The sequence below is a fragment of the Botrimarina colliarenosi genome (genome assembly GCF_007859955.1).
Lineage (GTDB): Bacteria > Planctomycetota > Planctomycetia > Pirellulales > Lacipirellulaceae > Botrimarina > Botrimarina colliarenosi.
The window spans coordinates 1,260,444-1,278,872 of record NZ_SJPR01000001.1; the positions used below are offsets into that span (position 1 = coordinate 1,260,444).

Sequence of the window (18,429 nt, forward strand, 5' to 3'; positions counted from 1 at the left end):
GGTTTCTTGTGGTCCACGGGACCGAAGGGCCTCCTACAACGACTGCCGTTCGATGTCCGACGCCACCGACCAAGCGACAAGCGGCGGCGAGTACGTCGTCGTCGCCCGCCGCTACCGGCCGCAGACCTTCAGCGAGCTGATCGGCCAGCAGCACGTCGCCGGCGCCCTGCAGCAGGCGATCCGCACCGGGCGCATCGGCCACGCCTACCTCTTCACCGGCGCCCGCGGCGTCGGTAAGACCTCCGCCGCCCGGATCCTCGCCAAGGCCCTCAACTGCGAGTCGGGGCCGACGCCCGAACCGTGCGGCAAGTGCGACGCGTGCGATCGGATCGCCACCGGCGACGACGTCGACGTGTTGGAGATCGACGGCGCCAGCAACCGCGGCATCGACGAGATCCGCCAGCTCCGGCAGAACGCCGGCGTGCGGCCGAGCCGGTCGCGGATGAAGGTCTACATCATCGACGAAGTCCACATGCTCACGAAGGAGGCGTTCAACGCCCTCCTCAAGACGCTCGAAGAGCCCCCCGAGCATGTGAAGTTCATCTTCGCGACCACCGAGCCGCAGAAGATCCCGATCACGATCCTCAGCCGCTGCCAGCGGTTCGACTTCGCCGGGGTCGACGCCGGCGCCATTGGCGAGCGGCTCCGTCAGATCGCGGTGGCAGAGGGCGTCGGCATCGACGACGAGGCGCTGCAGGTCCTCGCCGTGCGGGCGGCCGGCTCGATGCGTGACAGCCAGTCGCTGCTCGAACAGCTCCTGGCGGTCGCCGACGGGCAGATCACCTCCGAGCATGTGAACCGCCTGCTGGGGATCGCCCCGGCGGCGCGGGTCGCCGAGCTGGCCGAGCGGCTCGCCGAACGCAACGCGGCGGCGTCGCTGTCGTTGCTCGACGCGGCGGTCCGCTCGGGCGCCGACCCGGGGCAGGTGCTCGACCAGCTGATGGGCTACTACCGCGACGTCATGGCGGCGGCCGTCGGCTGTCCCCCGGAGCAGATGCTGACGGCACTCCCCGCGCAGTACGACGCGGCCAAGGAACTCGGCCAGCGGCTCGGCGTCAACACGCTGCTGGCGGCGATGCAGGTGCTCGACCAGACCGCCGCCCGCATGCGGGTGAGCGTGCACGAGCGGACGCTAGCCGACATGGCGATCGTCCGGCTTGCAACGCTCGAGGACCTCGAGGACCTGGCGCAAGCCGTCGCCGACCTCCGCGCGAATCCCGGAGCGGCCATCGCAGCGCCAAAAAAAAACACTGAGCCGAACGCGCTAGCGTCGGGCGAACCCGCCGAACGGGCGCCACGGCCAGCGCTAGCCCCTCCGGTCGTCCCGGCCAATCCGCCACACATCGCCGTCGCGACCCGGCCGCCGTCGACGCCGCGACCGGCCGCCCCCCCAGCGATGGCGCCACCGCCGCCAGCGGCAACGACGGTCGCCGTCGCCACGCCACCGCCCGCGTCGGAACCCGACTCCGACCCGAACAGCATCATGGCGGAGTTCGCCGCGATGCAGCAAACCGTCAAAGCGTCGAAGCCTACGGCGGGCGTCCCCCGCCGCGTCAGCCGGCGCCAACAGCAAACCGAGATCGCCCAGCAGCCGTTCGTCGCCAAAGCGATGGAGCTGTTCGGCGTCGAAGCGGATAAGCTCCGGTACACGCCGCCCCGCAGCGAATAAAACCTATCGTGTAGGAGGCGTCTCCGACGCCGATTTCGGTTCGCCAGCCGTGGCGTTATGGTGCACGTCATCGGCGTCGGAGACGCCTCCTGCAAACCACCCCCTCAGCCCCTCGTCCCTCGCAGTTATGTTTAAAGGACTCGGCAATCTCGCCAACCTCGGCGACATGATGAAGCAAGCCTCGCAGATGGGCGCCAAGGTCCAAGAGGTCCAGGAGCGGATGAAGGCGCTCCGCGTCACCGGCGAGGCGGGGGGCGGCCTAGTGCAGGTCGACATGACCGGCTCGCAAGAGGTGCTCGCCGTGCGGATCGATGCGGGCCTGGTCGAGCGGAACGAGCGCGAAATGGTCGAGGACCTCACCGCCGCGGCGATGAACGACGCCCTGGCCCGCGCCAAGCAGCTGCACGCCGACGCGATGCAAGAGATCACCGGCGGCCTGAACCTGCCCGGGATGGGCGACATGCTCGAGAAGTTCGGCGGCCAGCAGCAGTAACGCCCACTGAAAAGACACCGCCTCACCGAGTTGCGGCGAGCCGGCGGGCGTGAGCCCCCGGAGGACGCCGGGTACCAGGGTCACTCCGGGGGCTGACGCCGCCCGGCTCGCTGCCCCTCGGATGGTGCTGCCCGGCGAGAGGCGGCCCCGCCGCAACGCTGTCTGCGAGCTAGACTTGCTGCGCCCGGTTGTTTGACCTTACCACCCTCGTGGCGGTATGGTACAGCAGTTGCTTGGCCGCGGCGGCGGACTGCAACCCTCCCGCCGCCCGTGGCTCTTTCCACGGACCTATCTCGAGCGGCGTTCAGGCAGGAAAAGACGATCATGCGGATGTCCTTCGGGCAGTCGATGCAGATGGCGCAAAAGCAAGTGCTTGCGCCGCGCATGATCCAGTCGATGGAGATCCTCCAGCTGCCGATCCTGGCGCTGCAGGAACGGATCGAGCAAGAGCTGCAGGACAACCCCTGCCTGGAGCAGGTAGAGCCCGAGGTCGAAGACGCCCACGAGCCGGAGCACGTCGAGCGCGACGACGGTGAGAGCGAGCTCGTCGTCAAGGAGGACTCGAACAACGAGGACGACTTCGAGCGCCTCGTCAACATGGCGGACAACCTGCCCGACGACTACGAGGAGCGGAGCCGTCCGTCGCAGGGCCAGATGGACGCCGACGCCGACCGGGCGTTCGACCAGATGGCGAACATGACCGCCCGGGCCGAGACGCTCTGCGACTACCTCCAGCACCAGCTCAGCTGGTTCGACCTGGAGGAAAGCCTCCGCCGGATGGCCGAGCGGATCATCTATAGCCTCGACACCAACGGCTACCTCAAGTCACCGCTCGAAGAGCTGCTGCCGGCGACGCCGCCCGACCTCAACGGCTCGGCGGAGACTTACCGCAAGGCGCAGGTCGAGCTCGCCGAAAAGGCGCTCACGGTCGTGCAGCACCTCGACCCGCCCGGCGTCGGCGCGCGGTCGCTCAAAGAGTGCCTGCTGCTACAACTGCCGCCGGGACACCCGTTCGAGCCGGAAATGCGCGTCCTCATCGAGAACCACCTCGAGGACCTGCAGAACAATCGCCTGCCGCAGATCTCGAAGAAGACCGGCCTGTCGCTCGACGACATCGGCGAGGTCTGGGAAGAGATCCGCCTGCTGAAGCCGAAGCCGGGCGCCGAGTTCGCCGAGTCGAACGTCCCCAGCGTGCGGCCCGACGTGTTCCTCGAGAAGGACGAGGCGGGCAAGTACGTCGTCCGCCTCGAGGAGGGCGACTTGCCGAGCCTCTACGTCTCGCCGTACTACCGCAAGCTGCTCAAGCAGGCGGCCGACGCCGACGACGAGACCCGCGAGTACATCAAGCGCAAGATCAACTCGGCCCAGTGGCTGATCGAGGCGATCGAACAACGCCGCAGCACGCTGAGCCGCGTGTCGCAGGCGATCGTCGATCACCAAACGAAGTTCCTCGACGAGGGCCCCGAGGCGATCGAGCCCCTCAAGATGCAGCAGATCGCCGACCGCGTGCACGTCCACGTCACGACCGTTAGCCGCGCGGTCGACGACAAGTGGATCCAAACGCCGCGCGGCATCTTCCCGCTGAAGCGGTTCTTCGTCGGCGGCACGCAGAACGCCGACGGCGACGACGTCGCTTGGGACGTGGTGCGGATTAAGCTGCAAGAGATCGTCGACAAGGAGAACAAGTCGAAGCCCCTCTCCGACGACGCCCTGGTGAAAGAGCTGGCGAAGGAAGGTATCGAAGTCGCCCGCCGGACGGTCACGAAGTACCGCAAAGCAATGGACATCCCCAGCAGCCGGCAGCGGAAGGACTGGGCGGCGGAGAAGAAATAAGTTGGCCGCAGATGGACGCAGATAGGCGCGGATGCGTTTACAGGGCTTCAATCTTCTCTTAGTCGCTTTCGCTATCTGACTTAGCGAATAGGTGAGAGCTTGCCCCCCGTTAGGCATCCGCGTTCATCCGCGTTCATCTGCGGCTGATTTCTTTGGGCGAGACCAAAAGGCCCGCCAGAGGAATTGCGGGTTGCCTAGCACGTAGCGGCGCCAGAGGCGGCCGGGGTCGGCAATAAGGCGGGCGGCCCATTCGTGGCCGGCTTTGCGGAGCCACGCGGGGCCGCGGGCCTGTTCGCCGGCGTAGTAGTCGAACGTCGCGCCGAGGGCCCAGACGACCGGGGCGTTGATGCGATCGCGGTTGGCTAGGACCCAGTGCTCTTGGATCGGCGAACCCATGCCGACGAGCACGACATCGGCGTCGAACGTGTTCGCGGCGTCGATTGCCGACGCAGTCTTCTCGGGGCTCGCGACGTAGCCGTCGTGCGAACCGATCGGGTCGAGGCCGCCGACGAGACCGCCAATGTGTTGATCGAGTTCTTCGAGTGCGCGATCGACGACACCCGGTTTGCCGGCGATTACGAAGACTCGCAGGTCTTCTTGCTTGAAGCGCCCCATCAGGTCAGGCAGCCAATCCGCGGCCGTCATGCGTGGCGGCTCGGAAAGACCCTGTAGACGCGCACCCCAACCGATTCCTTTGCCGTCGCAGTAGACGAGGTCGCACAGCTCATTGAGATACTGCCGTAAGAGCGCGTCGCGCGCAGCGAGGTTGGCGACATGGACGTTGAGATAGCCGACCGTCCGCCGAGCCGACTTATCCCGCGCCGCGGCGACGACGTAGTCGAACAACTGCCCTAAATCGACAGGATCGACGGCGAGGCCGGTGACATGGATACGGTCGGGGAGCATGCTTGTGATCCTGTTGAACCGCCTAGGCATGGAGGCCGCGGAGTAAAAAGCACTGAGAAGTTTCTAGACAGGATCAACAGGATTGACCGGATAAGGATGGGAGCCGCTGGCCTTCACGAATCATCCTGTCGATCCTGTAAATCCCGTCTAGCTTTCTTCTCCGCGCCCCTCAGTAACGCTGTGCCTCGGTGGTGAATCGTTTTGCCCAGTCGAGTAATCGTTGCGATTGAGCGAGACGGTCGTATTCCGCAGGCACGCGCGTGAACGCGTGGCGGGTTTCGTCGGTCGTCGCCAGGAAGCGCTCGAGCGCCGCGACGATGGCGGGTTCGTCGTTCTGATCGGCCACCAATGGATCGGCGACGTGCTCTCGCACTAATCGGACCGTCGCCGAGTCCTCGGGTCCAAGCACCAGCACCGGCCGGCGGACCGCGGCGGCCTCGAAGATCTTTATTTTGATGTCTTGTGACTCGGGGCCCGTGTGCACCAACAGCAAGTCGGCCTGCCGCGTGGCGGTTAGAGAGTCTTCGTACGGCTTCCAACCGGTGGTGACGATCTCGACACGTGACGGATCGGGCGCGGGAGGGAGCGACTGAATCACTCGGCCCGCCAACTCCAAGCGAAACGGTTGGCCTGTTTTCTTCGCAACGGCTTCGAGCGCCGCCACGAGCGCCTCCAGCGGGTGACCCTGCCAAAGCGTGCCGCTGAAGAGCAACCGAATTGGCGCCGCGGCGTCGCGCGTCGAGACCGGTTGGTTGAGGATCGCCTCGACGCCGGTCGCGTCGAAGCCGTTGGGGATCCAGCGCCACTTGGCGTCCCCCTCGGTCCGCCAGAAGTCGGCCGGCAGGTCGCTGTGCCGCGAGCGCACCTTGTCGAGCGTGCTGCGGCTGACGACGGTCAGCCCGTCGGCGTCGCGCAACACGGCCGCTTCGAGGCGGCGGTTGTAGGCGCGGTACGCGTTGTTCGGGAACGGGAAGAAGACCGGGTGGAACCAGTCGTCGCGGAAGTCGGCGATCCACGTGACGCGTCCGCTGAGACGCTCCTTAAGCGCGCGGCCCGCTAAGTGAACGCTATTGTACGGGCTTGAGGTGAGCACGATCGCCGGTTCGCCGCCGATTGCCCCGACCGCCGCCTTCACGAGGGTCCGGTTTGCAAGCCGTCGTTGATCGGGCAGCAATAGCCACGGCCGCAGTCGCGCGGCGAGGCCCCGCTTCTCGGAAGTCGGACCTTCCTGGGATCCGGCGCTGATGACTGTCTTGCCATCGTCGCCGCGCGCGAGGCGGGCCGGGTCGAAGACGGCGGGCGTAATCACCGTCGCGGGGCCGTCGTAGCGCTCGGCGGGCTGATAGTACGGGTCGCGGGGGTGCGCCTCGGGCGTGACGACCGTCACCCGGCAGCCGGCGGCGACGAAACCGTTGACCCAACCCAGCATCCGGCGCGCGCCGGGGCCGCCGATCGGCGGGAAGTAGTGGGTGACCAGGACAACGTGCACGGCGGGCGGCTCGCACAGGGCGGGGCGGGAAGCCCCAGCATGCTTGTGGCCGACAAAAAGGGCAACGCTTGCAAACCGCCCGCTCCAGCCGCCGCCGGCCCGACCGTCAGAGGGCGAGCGACCCGCACCACCCGACCTGCCCTACCCGTCCGGGCCAACGCCGCCGCCGTTAGACCGATTCGATGTGCAGCCCGCGCGTGCGGCGTTCGGTGCGGCGGGCGTCGTCGATCGCGTCGGCGACAGTGGCGACGTTCTCGATCCCCGGCAGGTGCAACTCGGGGCTCGTGCGGTCGCTCGAACTGATGACGATCGTCCCAACGCCCAGCATCCGCTCGACGGGGCCTTGGCGATAGGTGATGTCGTCGACGTCGATGAGCTCGACCCGATCGACCGTCCGCCAGAGCAGCCCCGACTCGTGGACAAAACGCTGCGTGCTGAGTTTGTAATGGACGCTCAGCCGGCGGTAGCCGTACCACGCCGCTAGGGCGAGCCACATCAGACCGATCCCAAGCAGCACCGCGAACCAGCCATTGGCGGACGTGTTGGCCAGGCCGGCGACGACGACGGCGGCGACCGTGGCGACCGCGCCGCCGATCCAGGTCCCCAGCATGGCGAGGTGCGAGTAGCTGCCCGACCAGAGGTGGTCCTCGGCGTCGACGCCGTTGGCTTGCTTGTTAGCGACCGCCTGCTTGAAGCGGTCGCGGGGGTCGCCACCCTCGGCGGGCGGGAAGTCGGCGGCGTCGTCCGGCATAGGCTTGCTAGCGTTGAAGTCGAGGGGCGGCGGAGTCGCTGAGCAGCGATCTTTTTCGCGGCGATGGTTTTCGGTTAGCCGCCGAGTATACCGTTTCCGCCGGGGCTTCTTGAGCGGCCGCCTGGAACTTCGCCCCCGGCGGGCTGATCTTGGCGAGAAATCTTGTCAGCAATCCGCTGACCAGCGACCCGCCGTCGGCTATCTTCACGCCATGAGGTGCCCGTACTGTCGTAAAGACAATGACAAGGTGATCGACTCCCGGGCCAGCCAGGACGGGTTGGCGATCCGTCGACGCCGGGAGTGCGTCGCCTGTGGCCGGCGGTACACCACCTACGAGCGGGCCGAAGAGACCCCGATCAAGGTGATCAAGCGGGACGGCTCGCGGGCCCCCTTCGACCGCGACAAGATCCTCCGCGGCCTCGAACGGGCCTGCTGGAAACGGCCTATCTCGACCCGCCAGATCGAGACCACGGTCGCGGCGATCGAGAACGACGTCTACCAGTCGTACGAGACCGAGATCGAGTCGCCCGAGCTCGGCCAGCTGGTGATGGAGCACCTGCGGGAGCTCGACCAGGTGGCGTTCGTCCGATTCGCCAGCGTTTACCGGCAGTTCAAGAGCGCCCAGGACTTTGTCGAGGAACTCCGGCCCTTCCTGGAGAACGGCAAACGGAAGCCGCCCCGTCTGTAGGCAGCGTCCCTGGCTTCGTTGACCCCCGTGGCCGTCGACCCCGTGCCCGTAGACAAAGCCGCCCGCACTTTTTAGGATTTGCGGTTCGCGACATGGGGCGGTAGCTCAGTTGGGAGAGCGCTGCGTTCGCAATGCAGAGGTCGAGGGTTCGACTCCCTTCCGCTCCACTGGTTCTTGGCGGCTCCGCTTACGGCGTGCGCGGCTCAATGCGAGCCGCGCACGCCGTAAGCGGAGCCGCTAGAAAACCCACTGCCGCCGCGTCGCCCCCTTCCTCCGGCGACCCCTTCCCGAGGCGCACCGATCGTGAAACTCACCGACTTCTATAGCGAAGTTTCTCGCCGCGCCGACACCGGCAAGACGTCGATCAACGCGGCCGAAACCCGCCGGGTGTTGTCCGAGGCGTTCACGCTGCTCAACAGCCTGTCGGCGGCCGAGGCGTCCGACGTCGTGGCCAAGGGAATCGCCCAGGCCGCGAAGAAGGCCGCCAAGTAGGCGCCGCTGCTTTGACCGCCATTCCGCCGACCGTCTTGCCGACCTCGGCTTACCTGCACGTGCCGTTCTGCCGGCACCGGTGCGGCTACTGCAACTTCGCCGTTGTCGCGGGCCGCGACGACCTCGTGCCGGCTTACCTCCGCGCCCTAGCGACCGAGCTGGCGCAGCTCACCACGCCCCGGCCGATCGAGACGCTCTACCTCGGCGGCGGCACGCCGACACGGCTCCCCACGCCGCGGCTCGACGAGTTGCTGACGCTCGCTCGCCGCTGGTTCCCGCCGCAGGCGGGCGTCGCGCCCGAGTTTACGGTCGAGGCGAACCCCGGCGACCTCACCGTCGAAACGGTCCGGCTGTTGGCCCGCCACGGCGTCACGCGGCTGAGCCTCGGCGTGCAGTCGCTCAACCCGGCCAAGCTGCGCCAGCTGGAGCGGGACCACACGCCGGCCGACGTCCGACAGGTGGTCGACGCCGCGCACGACGCCGGCATCGCCCCGGCGATCGACCTGATCTTCGCCGCGCCGGGCGAGACGCTCGAAGCGTGGCGGGCCGACCTCGACGAAGCCCTGACGCTGCGGCCGTCGCACGTCTCAACGTACGGTCTGACCTACGAGAAGGGGACGTCGTTTTGGTCGCGGCGATTGCGGGGCGACCTCTCGGAACTCGGCGACGACCTGCAACGCGGGATGTACGAGCTGGCGATCGATCGGCTCGCCGAGGCGGGGCTTGAGCACTACGAGGTGTCGAACTTCGCCCGCCCCGGGCGCCGCAGCCGCCATAACGAATCGTACTGGACCGGCCGCGAGTGGTACGCCGCCGGCCCCGGGGCGGCCCGCTATGTCGGCGGCGTCCGCGAGACCAACCACCGCAGCACGACGACCTGGATCCGTCGCTTAGAGAACGGAGAGCCCCCGGTCGCCGAACGCGAAGAGCTGTCGCCTGAGGAACGGGCGCGCGAGCGCCTCGTCTTCGGCCTGCGGCGTTTGGAGGGGGTCCGCTACGACGCGTTCGCGGCGCAGACCCACCACGAAGTTGCCGAGCTGGCCGGCGAGGCGATCGCCCGCTTCGTTTCGCTCGGCTTGCTAGTCGACGACGGTCAAGTCGTCCGCCTCACGCGCAACGGCCTGATGGTCAGCGACGCGATCTGGCCTGATCTCTTGTAGGGTCCGCTGTGCGGACCGTTCTTATCGAGTTCGCCCCAACGTATCGGCGGCCTAGAACGCACGGTCCGCACAGCGAACACGACTGGTAAGACGGCGAGCCGGAAGCGTTGGTGACGGGAGTGTCTTGGTACCCGGCACACCCCCACACTTAACGCCGCCGGCTCGCCGTTCTCACATGGGCGCCTTCGGCAGTTTTCGCACGAAGGGCGCTTCGCTTGCCGGCGGTAGGTCCTCACCGGTTTCTTCTTGCCACATGTCGCGTTCTTCGGGACTCGCGTAGTAGCGGAGCCATGCCTCGGCGTCTTCGCCCAGGTTGGCGCAGTCCCAGTGCAGGTAGGTCCCTTGGCGGTCGAGCTTCTTCTCGAACGCCGGCAGGATGTCGCGGGCGACGAGCGTGTAGAGTTGCCGGTCGCTGAGGTGGTCGGTGAAGTCGAGCACCACGTTCTTGGTGAATAGCGTCTCGACCGTCTGGGTCAGGAGCCGCGAGATTTCGTCGGCCTCGAGACGGTCCGGCTCGGGCAGCACCAGCGGCGGGTCGAACCACTGGCCGATCGGCAGCATCGGGGCCCGCTCCCAGGCGAGCATCGACTCGAGGAAGTCGTTTTCGTGCGGCGTCGACATCCGACCGACATCGACCACGTCGATCGACTCGTCGAACAGCGGGTCGAGTTGGTCGCGCAGCTCCGCGTTGCGGAGGAGGCAGTCAACCGGGTCGATTTTTTGCTTGGGGGCGAGCATCGAGCGTTCTACCGCAGCGGCGGGGTCGATCGTTGGGCGAAGCAGCGGGCGGCCGGCACGACTGCCGAAGCCCGTCTTTGACTTTATCAACGGGCCCGGGCCGCCGGAAGCAATTGGACGCCTCTCGGCGTCAGGTGGAAGGGTCGCTAGTTCGCACGACCGTCACGACACGCAGGGTCACCCGTTGCAGCTTGCCCAGCCGTCACAAGCCGTCCCTCGCCGGCGCCGCTAGCGTAAAAATAAACTCAAGTCGGCCGGCGCGCACGCGATTCGTGAGGCAGGCGCCCAGCTCCCTTGCGTCGGTTACCTACCGTCAGGGCCCCTGAGCCGGGGGCGCGAGCCCTCGGAGTTGCCGCCGGCGCCCCGCTTCTCTCCGAGGGCTCGCGCCCCCGGCTCAGGGGATTCGTGAAGGCGAACGCCATTAGAGCTCGACGCCCATCTCGCGCATCAGCAGCTTCAGATCGTCCCACGCCGGCTTCTTGGCCGACGGGTTGCGCAGCAGGTAGGCCGGGTGGTAGGTGCAGACCACCTTGCGGCCGGCGTGGTGGTGAACCTGCCCGCGGAGCCGGCCGATCGGCGTCTCGACCCCCAGGAAGTTATGGGCCGCCACCGCCCCCAGGCAGCAGACGTACTCCGGGTCGATCAGCTCCAGCTGCCGCTCGAGGAAGCCGCGGCAGGCGCCGGCCTCGTGGGGGGTTGGGTTGCGGTTGCCCGGCGGTCGGCACTTCAGCACGTTGAGGATGTACACCTCGCCACGTGAGAGGGTGCAGGCCTCGATCATCTTGGTCAGCAGCTGCCCGGCCCGGCCGACAAAGGGCTCGCCAAGCCGGTCCTCGTCGGCCCCGGGGGCTTCGCCAAGGAAGCAGAGCCGCGCGTTGGGGTCGCCCACGCCAAACACCGTCTGCGTCCGCGTCGTGGCGAGCTCGTGGCAAGCGGTGCAGCCGGCGACTTGGTTGCTGAGAACCTCAAGCGATGGGGCCGCTGACGCGTCCGGGACGGGGGACGACGGACGCGGGACGGGGGGAGCCGCCGTCGGCCGTTCCGGTGGGGTCGACCGAGCAACGGGCGGCGAGCCGGCGACGCCAGTCGTCGGAGGTTGCTCCGCCGAAGGGGGCGCCACAACCCGCCCCTCACGCCGCCGCCAATGCGTCACCCCTGCCCCCTGCAGGCTTTCCAGCCGCTGCAGTAGGGCCCGGGAAGACAGCGGCGAGGACGATTCGGCCATGCCCGCTAGCGTAACGGCGAAGCGAAGCATCGGCGAGCCGGGAAGCGTCAGCTCCCGGAGTGACCCGTGAGCCCAGTCCCCTCCGGGAGCTGACGCTTCCCGGCTCGCGAATGCCGTTTTCGCGGCGACTTCCGCCCCCGACGCCTGCTCCCCGAGGCCGCGCGCAGGTACGATGAGGGGTCCCGCTTCGTCCTCCCACCAGCTTCCCCACCCCATGGGCGTACCCCAAGTCGCCATTGTCGGCCGACCCAACGTCGGCAAAAGCAGCCTCCTCAACTGGCTGGCGGGGCGGCGTGTGGCCGTGGTCGACAACAAGCCGGGCATCACCCGCGACCGCATCCTCTACCTGATGCAGCACGACGATCGGTTCTTCGAACTGATCGACACCGGCGGCATGGGTCACATGGACGCCGACCAGCTCACCGACGACATCGAGGCCCAGATCACCCTGGCGATCGATTCGGCCGACCTGATCATCTTCGTCGTCGACACCCGCACGGGGCTCGTGACGATGGACCAGGAGGTCGCCAAGCGGCTGCGATACCTCAAGACGCCGGTCCTCTGCATCGCTAACAAGACCGACGACGAGACCTTCGACAACACGGCCGACGAGTTCGGCAAGCTCGGCCACGGCGCGCCGATCAAGGTCAGCACGCTGCAGAACCGCGGCAAGGCGGTGCTGCTCAACCGCATCGCCGAGGCGCTCCCCCCCGAGGGCGAAGGCGAGGTCGATCCGGGCGAGCCCGAGATGCGGGTCGCCATCGTCGGCCGCCGCAACGTCGGCAAGAGCACGTTCGTCAACACGCTCGCCGGCGCCGAGCGGATGATCGTCAGCGAGATCGCCGGCACGACACGCGACAGCGTCGACGTGCGGTTCGAGCTCGACGGCAAGGGCTTCGTCGCCATCGACACCCCCGGCATCCGCCGCCATCGCGCCCAAGCGAAGTTCGACATCGACTTCTACGGCGCCCACCGCGCCCAGCGCAGCATCCGGCGTTCGGACGTGACGCTGCTGTTCCTCGACGCCGGCGAGCGGATCGGCCGCGTCGACAAGCAGCTGGCCGAGTACATCACGACCGAGTACCGGCCGTGCGTCATCGTCGTCAACAAGTGGGATAAGTACGCCGGCACGATGCCGACCGAGAAGTGGGTCAACTACATCAACGACCAGATCCCGGGCCTCCCCTACGCGCCGATCGCTTTCATCACGGGCCTGACGGGCAAGAACGTCAAGGCGCTGCTGAACCACGCGCAGATGCTCTTCAAGCAGTCGCGCGAGCGCGTCGGCACGGGTGAGCTCAACCGCCTGGTGCGTGACGCCGTCAAGCGGAGCCCGCCCCCCATGCACCAGGGCCGCCGGCCGAAGGTCTTCTACGCGACGCAGGTTGGCGTGCAGCCGCCGACGATCGTGCTGTTCTGCAGCAACCCCAGCGCGTTCCAGAAGCCCTACCTGCGCTACCTGCTGGGCCGGTTCCGCGACGAGCTCCCCTACTCCGAGACGCCGATCAAGATCTACCTCCGCAAGCGCGAGTCGAGCGACAACCGCGACGAGGTCGGCGAGATCGAGGTCGAAGGGCTGTAGTGCGCGCCGTTTCTTGAGCCGACGGCGCTAGCCGCGGGTTGCCCGCTAACCCGCTCTCAATGAGCGTGTGCCGCATGGTGCCGCCGCAGCGTTTCCAATCCAAAATCGTCCGTGGTGCTGTGCCACACCGAGTGGACGTGGTTCGGCTCTTGGAAGTCGAGCTCGAGGATGAACGTCGGGCCGTGGACGCGGAAGTAGTGCCGTTTGGTCGTCGCCGGATCGGTGAGGGTGGCGACGCTGCCCGCCCAGGCGAAGTGCAGCTGGTCGAAGCCCGCCGAGTCGATTTCTGACAAGAGATCGTCGGCCGCCTCGGGGCGCAGCAGGTTGGCGAACGACTCGACGAGGCGCCGCACGGCGGCTTGCTGCGTGGCGTTCATCTCTCTGACCGAGAGGCCGGCCGGGCCTTCGATTTTCGGCGGGGCGCCGGGAACGCCGGCCACGTCGCCCGGCGCTTCGGGGGCGAGCGTCGCGGCGGCGCGTTGCTCGGCGTCGAGCGACGCCATCACCGCCCGGCCCAGATCGTCCTCGGCGCCGAGCGCCCGCAAGCCGACCCGAGGCCCGACGCGTACTTCGGCCGGGTTGGCGCCGAGGAACAGCGGCGTCGACGCCAGCGGGTCGTCCGTCTCGGGGCCGGTCGAGGCGAAGTTCAGCGACACATGGTGTCCCTCGACCCGCCAGCCCCACGGCCGGCCATCGGTCGCCGTGGGATCGCCGAAGACAGCGAACCAGTACTTCTCTTGGTCGCGGCGTGACGCCACGTCGGGCCGGTCGGCCTCCATTGTCCGCAGCACGTTCTCGAGCGACATGATCGTGGTGACTTTCAAGTAGCCACGGTCACTTAGCGCCGAACGCATCAGCGCCCGGGCCGCCCGCCGTTGCGGGAGGTTCATCTCCTTGAAGGCGACGCCCACGCGCTCCATCGGGACGAACTGCCAATTCGTCCGTTCGGGCCCGTCAAAAGCAAACGTTCCCTGCGTCCGCAAGTCGTCGTCGAGCGTCGTGAGCCACGCCGCCGCTGCGGCGCGCATCTCCTCCGTGGCCTCCAGCACCGCGGCGCCAGAGGGCTCACGAGCGCCGGCGGCACTCGCCAGGAGGAGCAGGGCAGCGGTCAGCGGGCGGGCGGACGACATTCGTGACTCCTCGCAAAGTTGGTCGCAAGATGGGGCCGCTAGTATAAACGGCCGGGACGGGCTGCGGCGGGGCGGTCAGGTCGGTCCCGTTTGGGTTATTCTGGGACTCCCACGGCCAACGCCGTCGCCTCATCGCTAGAACTCCATCTCCTTCAGAATCACGCCATGAATTGGCTCTCACTCGGCTTGCTCGCTGTTGGCGTCGTTCCCCAAATTGCCGTCGGCGAGGCGGGACGCGTCGAGATGTTCCCGCTGGCGGAGGTCGAGCTCCTCGACGGACCGCTTCGCCACGCCGTCGAGGTCAATCGCGCGACGCTGCTGCGGCACGACGCCGATCGGTTGCTCGCCCCCTTCCTGCTCGAGGCGGGTCTCAAGCCGAAGGCGCCGAAGTACCCCAACTGGGAGAACACCGGCCTCGACGGGCACACGGGCGGGCATTACCTGAGCGGCCTGGCGAACACGGCCGCCGCCCTCGACGACGACGCGTGCCGCGAGCGGCTGGCGTACGCGGTCGCCGAGCTGGCCCGCTGCCAAGAGGCGAGCGGCGACGGCTTTGTCGGCGGCACGCCCGGCAGCCGCGAGCTGTGGGAACAAGTCGCCTGCGGCGACATCCGCGCCGGTGGCTTCTCGCTGAACGATCGCTGGGTGCCGCTCTATAACCTGCACAAAACGTTCGCTGGTCTGCGTGACGCCTACCGGGTCGGCGGCGTCGAGCAGGCGAAGGACGTCCTCGTGCGGCTCGCCGATTGGTGCGACACGCTGGTCGCCAACCTCGACGACGCCCAAATGCAAACGATGCTGCAGTCAGAGCATGGCGGCATGAACGAGGTCCTCGCCGATGTCTCCGTCATCACCGGCGACGAGAAGTACTTGCGGCTCGCTGAGCGGTTCAATCACCGGTGGCTGCTCGATCCGCTCGCGGCGGGCAAGGACCAGCTGAGCGGCATTCACGCCAACACCCAGGTGCCGAAGGTCGTCGGCTTTCAGAAGATCGCCTCGCTCAACGGCGATCAGCGCTTGCACGACGCGGCGCTCAAGTTCTGGGAGATCGTTGTCGGTCACCGCACGATCGCGATCGGCGGCAACAGCATCTCCGAGTTCTTCCCGGCCCCGAGCCAGTCGATCCGTTGGATCGAGCAACGCGAAGGGCCCGAGACCTGCAACACCTACAACATGATGCGGCTCAGCGAAGAGCTGTTCGCGGTAAGCCCCGAGGCGCGGTTCGCCGACTTCTACGAGCGGGCCGTCTACAACCACGCCCTCTCGGCCCAGCACCCCGAGCATGGCGGCTATGTTTACTTCACGCCGGCGCGGCCCCGGCACTACCGGGTCTACTCGCAGCCGGAAGTTTGCTTCTGGTGCTGCGTCGCGTCGGGCATGGAGAACCAGAGCCGCTACGGCCAGTTCCTCTACGCCCATGACCCAGAGAGCCTTTATGTGAACCTCTACGCCCCCTCCAAGCTGCATTGGCGGGAGAAAGGGGTCGGGGTGCATCAAGCGACCCGCTTCCCGGACGAAGAGCGCACCTCGCTGACGTTCTCGGTGGAGAAGCCGGTCACCATCTCGCTGCGGCTACGGCACCCGAGCTGGGTCCCGGCGGGCGATTTTAAGGTGACGATCAACGGCGAGGCGCAGATCATTGACTCAAAGCCGTCGTCGTACGTCGAGTTGAAACGGGAGTGGCGTGAGGGGGACCGTGTCGATGTCGAGCTGCCGATGCACACCGTCGCCGAACCGCTGCCGTACCTCGACGACTACGTCGCTCTGGTGCATGGCCCAATCGTTCTGGCGGCGAAGACCGGGACCGAGGACCTCGACGGCCTCATCGCTGATGAAGCGCGGATGGCGCACGTCGCGGCCGGTCCGCTCGAGCCGACCAACGAGGCGCCGATGCTGATCGGCGCCGCCGAAGAAGTGACCCAGCAGCTCCGCCCGGTCGCGGGCAAGCCATTGACGTTCACGCTGGCCGACGCGATCCGCCCCGACGCCTTCGACGGAATTGAGCTGACGCCGTTCTTCCGCGTCCATGACGCGCGCTACATGCTCTACTGGCGACAGCTCACCGAAGCGGGCTATGCCGCGGCGCTCGCCGCAGCCGAAGCGGCCGAACGGGCCCAGCTCGCGCTGGATCGCGCAACAATCGACCACGTCCTGCCAGGCGAGCAGCAGTCCGAAGTCGGCCATCAATTCCGCGACGAGCAGAGCGAGACGGGCGTCTGGCTCAGTCGCCGCTACCGGCACGGCAGTGGGTGGTTCGAGTACGTGCTCAACGCCGGAGACAACCGCGACGCCACGCTGCGGGTCACCTATTTCGGCTCCGACCAGCGGCGGTTCACGATCAACGTGAACGGCAAGGAACTCGCCGACGTGGACTTTGACGCGCCGAAGCCGGGAGAGTTTGTCGAGATCGACTACCCGGTCCCGGCGGAGATGATTGAGACGGCCGACGACGGCGCGCTCGCGGTGCGTTTCGCCGCGAAGCCCGGGTCGATGGCGGGCGGCGTCTTCGATGTCCGGCTGATCGATCCTGCCAAGCTCAAGGAGAGCGACTGAAGCCAGCCGTCAATCGAGACGCACCTTGAACACGGCCCGCTTCACCGGCGCCGGGCTCTCGGGCGCGACGCACGGGGCGTGCGCGTCCTCCGGGAAGAAGAACATCACCTGGCCGGGGCGGAAGTCAAACCACTCGCCACGGATCTTCTCGGGGTCGTAGAAGACCTTGTCGGTCGCCGCGTCGTAGGGGGTGCGGACCGGCAGATCGTCGGTCCGCGGCGTCCAGCCCATCCGTTCGGCGCCTTCCAGCAAGCACTGGATATCGGCGTAGCGGTCGTGTGCTTCCCAGACCGTCTCCGGACCAAGCGGCCGCGGAGTCATTGTCTCACAGATCAGGAACAGCCGCTCGCCGTCGATCGGGTGCTTGCCCGGCGTGAGCGCAGCCCAGTCCGCGCCGCGCGCCCACTCGATCGCCTTCGCGAAGTTCGGGCCCAGGCAGGCATAACGCGCCAGGTCATCAAGGGTGGTGAGGATCATTTTACTAGGGTCGTTGGTTTCTTCATCCCCCTCCCTTTCAGGGAGGGGTTAGGGGAGGGTGGAACCGTTCAGTACAGGACCGTTTTCCTGTCGTGACCGCCGAGACCCTCCCCTAGCCCCTCCCTGAAAGGGAGGGGGATCTCTTTGCCGAGCTCCGCTGGCGGAGCGTCAGCCCGCCAAGCCTTCGAACAGCGGCGTCGACAGGTAACGCTCGCCCAGCGAGCACATGATCGTGACGATCCGCTTGCCCTTCATCTCGGGGCGGGCGGCGACTTTCGCGGCGGCGCACATGTTGGCGCCGCTGCTGATGCCGGCCATGATCCCTTCCTCCTTGGCGAGGCGGCGGGCCCACTGGAACGCCTCCTCGTTGCTGACGGTAATGGTCTCGTCCACCAACGAGGTGTCGAGGTTCTTCGGGATGAACCCGGCGCCGATGCCCTGGATCTTGTGCGGCCCCGGCGCGCCGCCCGAGATGACGGGGGAGTCGGTCGGCTCGACGGCGATCGCCAAGAACTTGGGGTTCTGCTTCTTGAGAAAGCGGCTGCTGCCGGTGATCGTGCCGCCGGTGCCGACGCCCGCGACGAGGGCGTCGATGTCGTGGCCCGAGTCTTCCCAGATCTCGGCGCCGGTCGTCGCCTCGTGGATCGCCGGGTTGGCGGGGTTCTCGAACTGCTGTGGCATCCAGCAGCCCGGCTCGGCCGCCATTTCGCCCGCCTTGTTGATCGCGCCCTTCATCCCTTCCGACGCGGGCGTGAGCACGAGGTGCGCGCCGAGCGCCTTGAGCAGCGTGCGGCGTTCGACCGACATGCTCTCGGGCATCGTGAGGGTGAGCTTGTAGCCCTTCGCCGCACAGACGAACGCCAGGGCGATGCCGGTGTTGCCGCTGGTCGGCTCGATGATGTGGGTGTCGGCCTTGATGTGGCCGTCGCGTTCGCCCGCCTCGATCATCGCGGCGCCGATCCGGTCCTTCACGCTGTTGAGCGGCTGGAAGAACTCGCACTTGGCGAACACCGTCGCGTGCCCCTCGGGCACAAGGCGGTTGATGCGGATCATCGGCGTGTCGCCGATCGCCATGGCGGCGTTGTCGTAAGTGCGATTGCGGGGCATGGGCGAGAAGGGGGAGAGCGGAATGACGAAGGCGGACGATTTCAAGGCGGAGTCGAGTCGGGGGCGCAAGCCCTCGGAGCGATCCGGCGCCCCGTCGGTTTATCCGAACGCCCCCCCACAGAACAACCCCGCCGCA

General features: G+C 67.4%; 16 protein-coding genes and 1 tRNA gene. 9 read left to right on the top strand and 8 right to left on the bottom strand.

Features of this window, described 5'->3' with window-relative positions:
- Positions 1-52 precede the first annotated feature (52 nt).
- From dnaX to rpoN, 3 genes are all read left to right on the top strand, one after another.
- Positions 53-1,669: a DNA polymerase III subunit gamma/tau gene (dnaX, locus tag Pla108_RS04895; protein ID WP_146443565.1), complete on the top strand. Its 1,617-nt coding sequence runs from the start codon at positions 53-55 to the stop codon at positions 1,667-1,669.
- A 127-nt stretch (positions 1,670-1,796) separates the two neighbouring features.
- The gene (locus Pla108_RS04900; RefSeq protein WP_146443567.1) at positions 1,797-2,162 is read left to right on the top strand and encodes a YbaB/EbfC family nucleoid-associated protein; all 366 of its coding nucleotides are present in this window, start codon (positions 1,797-1,799) and stop codon (positions 2,160-2,162) included.
- 324 nt (positions 2,163-2,486) lie between these two features.
- Positions 2,487-3,995, top strand: coding sequence for an RNA polymerase factor sigma-54 (gene rpoN / locus Pla108_RS04905; protein ID WP_146443569.1), 1,509 nt, complete (start codon positions 2,487-2,489; stop codon positions 3,993-3,995).
- A gap of 123 nt (positions 3,996-4,118) precedes the next feature.
- On the opposite strand, the gene Pla108_RS04910 is transcribed toward rpoN, so the two are convergent.
- The 3 genes from Pla108_RS04910 to Pla108_RS04920 all read right to left on the bottom strand — a co-directional run bounded on the left by Pla108_RS04910 (position 4,119) and on the right by Pla108_RS04920 (position 7,141).
- Entirely contained in the window at positions 4,119-4,901 is a 783-nt protein-coding gene (locus tag Pla108_RS04910; RefSeq protein WP_197526250.1) for a WecB/TagA/CpsF family glycosyltransferase, read from the bottom strand.
- A gap of 169 nt (positions 4,902-5,070) precedes the next feature.
- Positions 5,071-6,390 (bottom strand): glycosyltransferase, encoded by a 1,320-nt coding sequence (locus tag Pla108_RS04915; RefSeq protein ID WP_146443573.1) that lies wholly within the window; start codon positions 6,388-6,390, stop codon positions 5,071-5,073.
- Positions 6,391-6,559: 169 nt separating this feature from the next.
- The gene (locus tag Pla108_RS04920; RefSeq protein WP_146443575.1) at positions 6,560-7,141 is read right to left on the bottom strand and encodes a PH domain-containing protein; all 582 of its coding nucleotides are present in this window, start codon (positions 7,139-7,141) and stop codon (positions 6,560-6,562) included.
- Between the two features lie 211 nt (positions 7,142-7,352).
- Between Pla108_RS04920 and nrdR the strand changes: the two genes are divergently transcribed.
- From nrdR to hemW, 4 genes are all read left to right on the top strand, one after another.
- A complete protein-coding gene (gene nrdR, locus Pla108_RS04925) occupies positions 7,353-7,829 on the top strand; it encodes a transcriptional regulator NrdR (protein WP_146443577.1) in 477 nt (158 codons plus the stop codon).
- 94 nt (positions 7,830-7,923) lie between these two features.
- Positions 7,924-7,996, top strand: a tRNA-Ala gene (locus tag Pla108_RS04930).
- Positions 7,997-8,132: 136 nt separating this feature from the next.
- Positions 8,133-8,321 (top strand): hypothetical protein, encoded by a 189-nt coding sequence (locus tag Pla108_RS04935; protein WP_146443579.1) that lies wholly within the window; start codon positions 8,133-8,135, stop codon positions 8,319-8,321.
- Positions 8,322-8,332: 11 nt separating this feature from the next.
- Positions 8,333-9,481, top strand: coding sequence for a radical SAM family heme chaperone HemW (gene hemW, locus Pla108_RS04940; RefSeq protein WP_146443581.1), 1,149 nt, complete (start codon positions 8,333-8,335; stop codon positions 9,479-9,481).
- A gap of 171 nt (positions 9,482-9,652) precedes the next feature.
- Here hemW and Pla108_RS04945 read toward each other — a convergent pair whose 3' ends face one another.
- Positions 9,653-10,219 (bottom strand): hypothetical protein, encoded by a 567-nt coding sequence (locus Pla108_RS04945; RefSeq protein WP_146443583.1) that lies wholly within the window; start codon positions 10,217-10,219, stop codon positions 9,653-9,655.
- A gap of 421 nt (positions 10,220-10,640) precedes the next feature.
- Positions 10,641-11,474: a uracil-DNA glycosylase gene (locus Pla108_RS04950; RefSeq protein ID WP_197526251.1), complete on the bottom strand. Its 834-nt coding sequence runs from the start codon at positions 11,472-11,474 to the stop codon at positions 10,641-10,643.
- 184 nt (positions 11,475-11,658) lie between these two features.
- Here Pla108_RS04950 and der point away from each other — a divergent pair, with 184 nt between their 5' ends.
- Positions 11,659-13,026, top strand: coding sequence for a ribosome biogenesis GTPase Der (gene der / locus Pla108_RS04955; RefSeq protein WP_146443585.1), 1,368 nt, complete (start codon positions 11,659-11,661; stop codon positions 13,024-13,026).
- A 56-nt stretch (positions 13,027-13,082) separates the two neighbouring features.
- Here der and Pla108_RS04960 read toward each other — a convergent pair whose 3' ends face one another.
- Complete coding sequence (locus Pla108_RS04960; protein ID WP_146443587.1) at positions 13,083-14,156, bottom strand: DUF3500 domain-containing protein; 1,074 nt, start codon at positions 14,154-14,156, stop codon at positions 13,083-13,085.
- A 165-nt stretch (positions 14,157-14,321) separates the two neighbouring features.
- On the opposite strand from Pla108_RS04960, the gene Pla108_RS04965 reads away from it, so the two are divergent.
- Positions 14,322-16,709 (top strand): glycoside hydrolase family 127 protein, encoded by a 2,388-nt coding sequence (locus Pla108_RS04965; protein WP_146443589.1) that lies wholly within the window; start codon positions 14,322-14,324, stop codon positions 16,707-16,709.
- A 9-nt stretch (positions 16,710-16,718) separates the two neighbouring features.
- On the opposite strand, the gene Pla108_RS04970 is transcribed toward Pla108_RS04965, so the two are convergent.
- Entirely contained in the window at positions 16,719-17,186 is a 468-nt protein-coding gene (locus Pla108_RS04970) for a YhcH/YjgK/YiaL family protein (protein ID WP_146443591.1), read from the bottom strand.
- A 168-nt stretch (positions 17,187-17,354) separates the two neighbouring features.
- Positions 17,355-18,293, bottom strand: a complete 939-nt coding sequence (gene cysK / locus Pla108_RS04975; RefSeq protein ID WP_146443593.1) for a cysteine synthase A — start codon at positions 18,291-18,293, stop codon at positions 17,355-17,357.
- Positions 18,294-18,429 lie beyond the last annotated feature (136 nt).

What these genes read in the sequence shown, in the direction of transcription:
- Pla108_RS04920 (WP_146443575.1), bottom strand. Translation starts at nt 7,141, where the DNA reads ATGCCGGACGACGCCGCCGACTTCCCGCCCGCCGAGGGTGGCGACCCC.
- Pla108_RS04945 (WP_146443583.1), bottom strand. Translation starts at nt 10,219, where the DNA reads ATGCTCGCCCCCAAGCAAAAAATCGACCCGGTTGACTGCCTCCTCCGC.
- Pla108_RS04900 (WP_146443567.1), top strand. Translation starts at nt 1,797, where the DNA reads ATGTTTAAAGGACTCGGCAATCTCGCCAACCTCGGCGACATGATGAAG.
- nrdR (WP_146443577.1), top strand. Translation starts at nt 7,353, where the DNA reads ATGAGGTGCCCGTACTGTCGTAAAGACAATGACAAGGTGATCGACTCC.
- dnaX (WP_146443565.1), top strand. Translation starts at nt 53, where the DNA reads ATGTCCGACGCCACCGACCAAGCGACAAGCGGCGGCGAGTACGTCGTC.
- Pla108_RS04960 (WP_146443587.1), bottom strand. Translation starts at nt 14,156, where the DNA reads ATGTCGTCCGCCCGCCCGCTGACCGCTGCCCTGCTCCTCCTGGCGAGT.
- Pla108_RS04910 (WP_197526250.1), bottom strand. Translation starts at nt 4,901, where the DNA reads ATGCTCCCCGACCGTATCCATGTCACCGGCCTCGCCGTCGATCCTGTC.
- cysK (WP_146443593.1), bottom strand. Translation starts at nt 18,293, where the DNA reads ATGCCCCGCAATCGCACTTACGACAACGCCGCCATGGCGATCGGCGAC.
- Pla108_RS04950 (WP_197526251.1), bottom strand. Translation starts at nt 11,474, where the DNA reads ATGCTTCGCTTCGCCGTTACGCTAGCGGGCATGGCCGAATCGTCCTCG.
- der (WP_146443585.1), top strand. Translation starts at nt 11,659, where the DNA reads ATGGGCGTACCCCAAGTCGCCATTGTCGGCCGACCCAACGTCGGCAAA.
- Pla108_RS04965 (WP_146443589.1), top strand. Translation starts at nt 14,322, where the DNA reads ATGAATTGGCTCTCACTCGGCTTGCTCGCTGTTGGCGTCGTTCCCCAA.
- Pla108_RS04970 (WP_146443591.1), bottom strand. Translation starts at nt 17,186, where the DNA reads ATGATCCTCACCACCCTTGATGACCTGGCGCGTTATGCCTGCCTGGGC.
- rpoN (WP_146443569.1), top strand. Translation starts at nt 2,487, where the DNA reads ATGCGGATGTCCTTCGGGCAGTCGATGCAGATGGCGCAAAAGCAAGTG.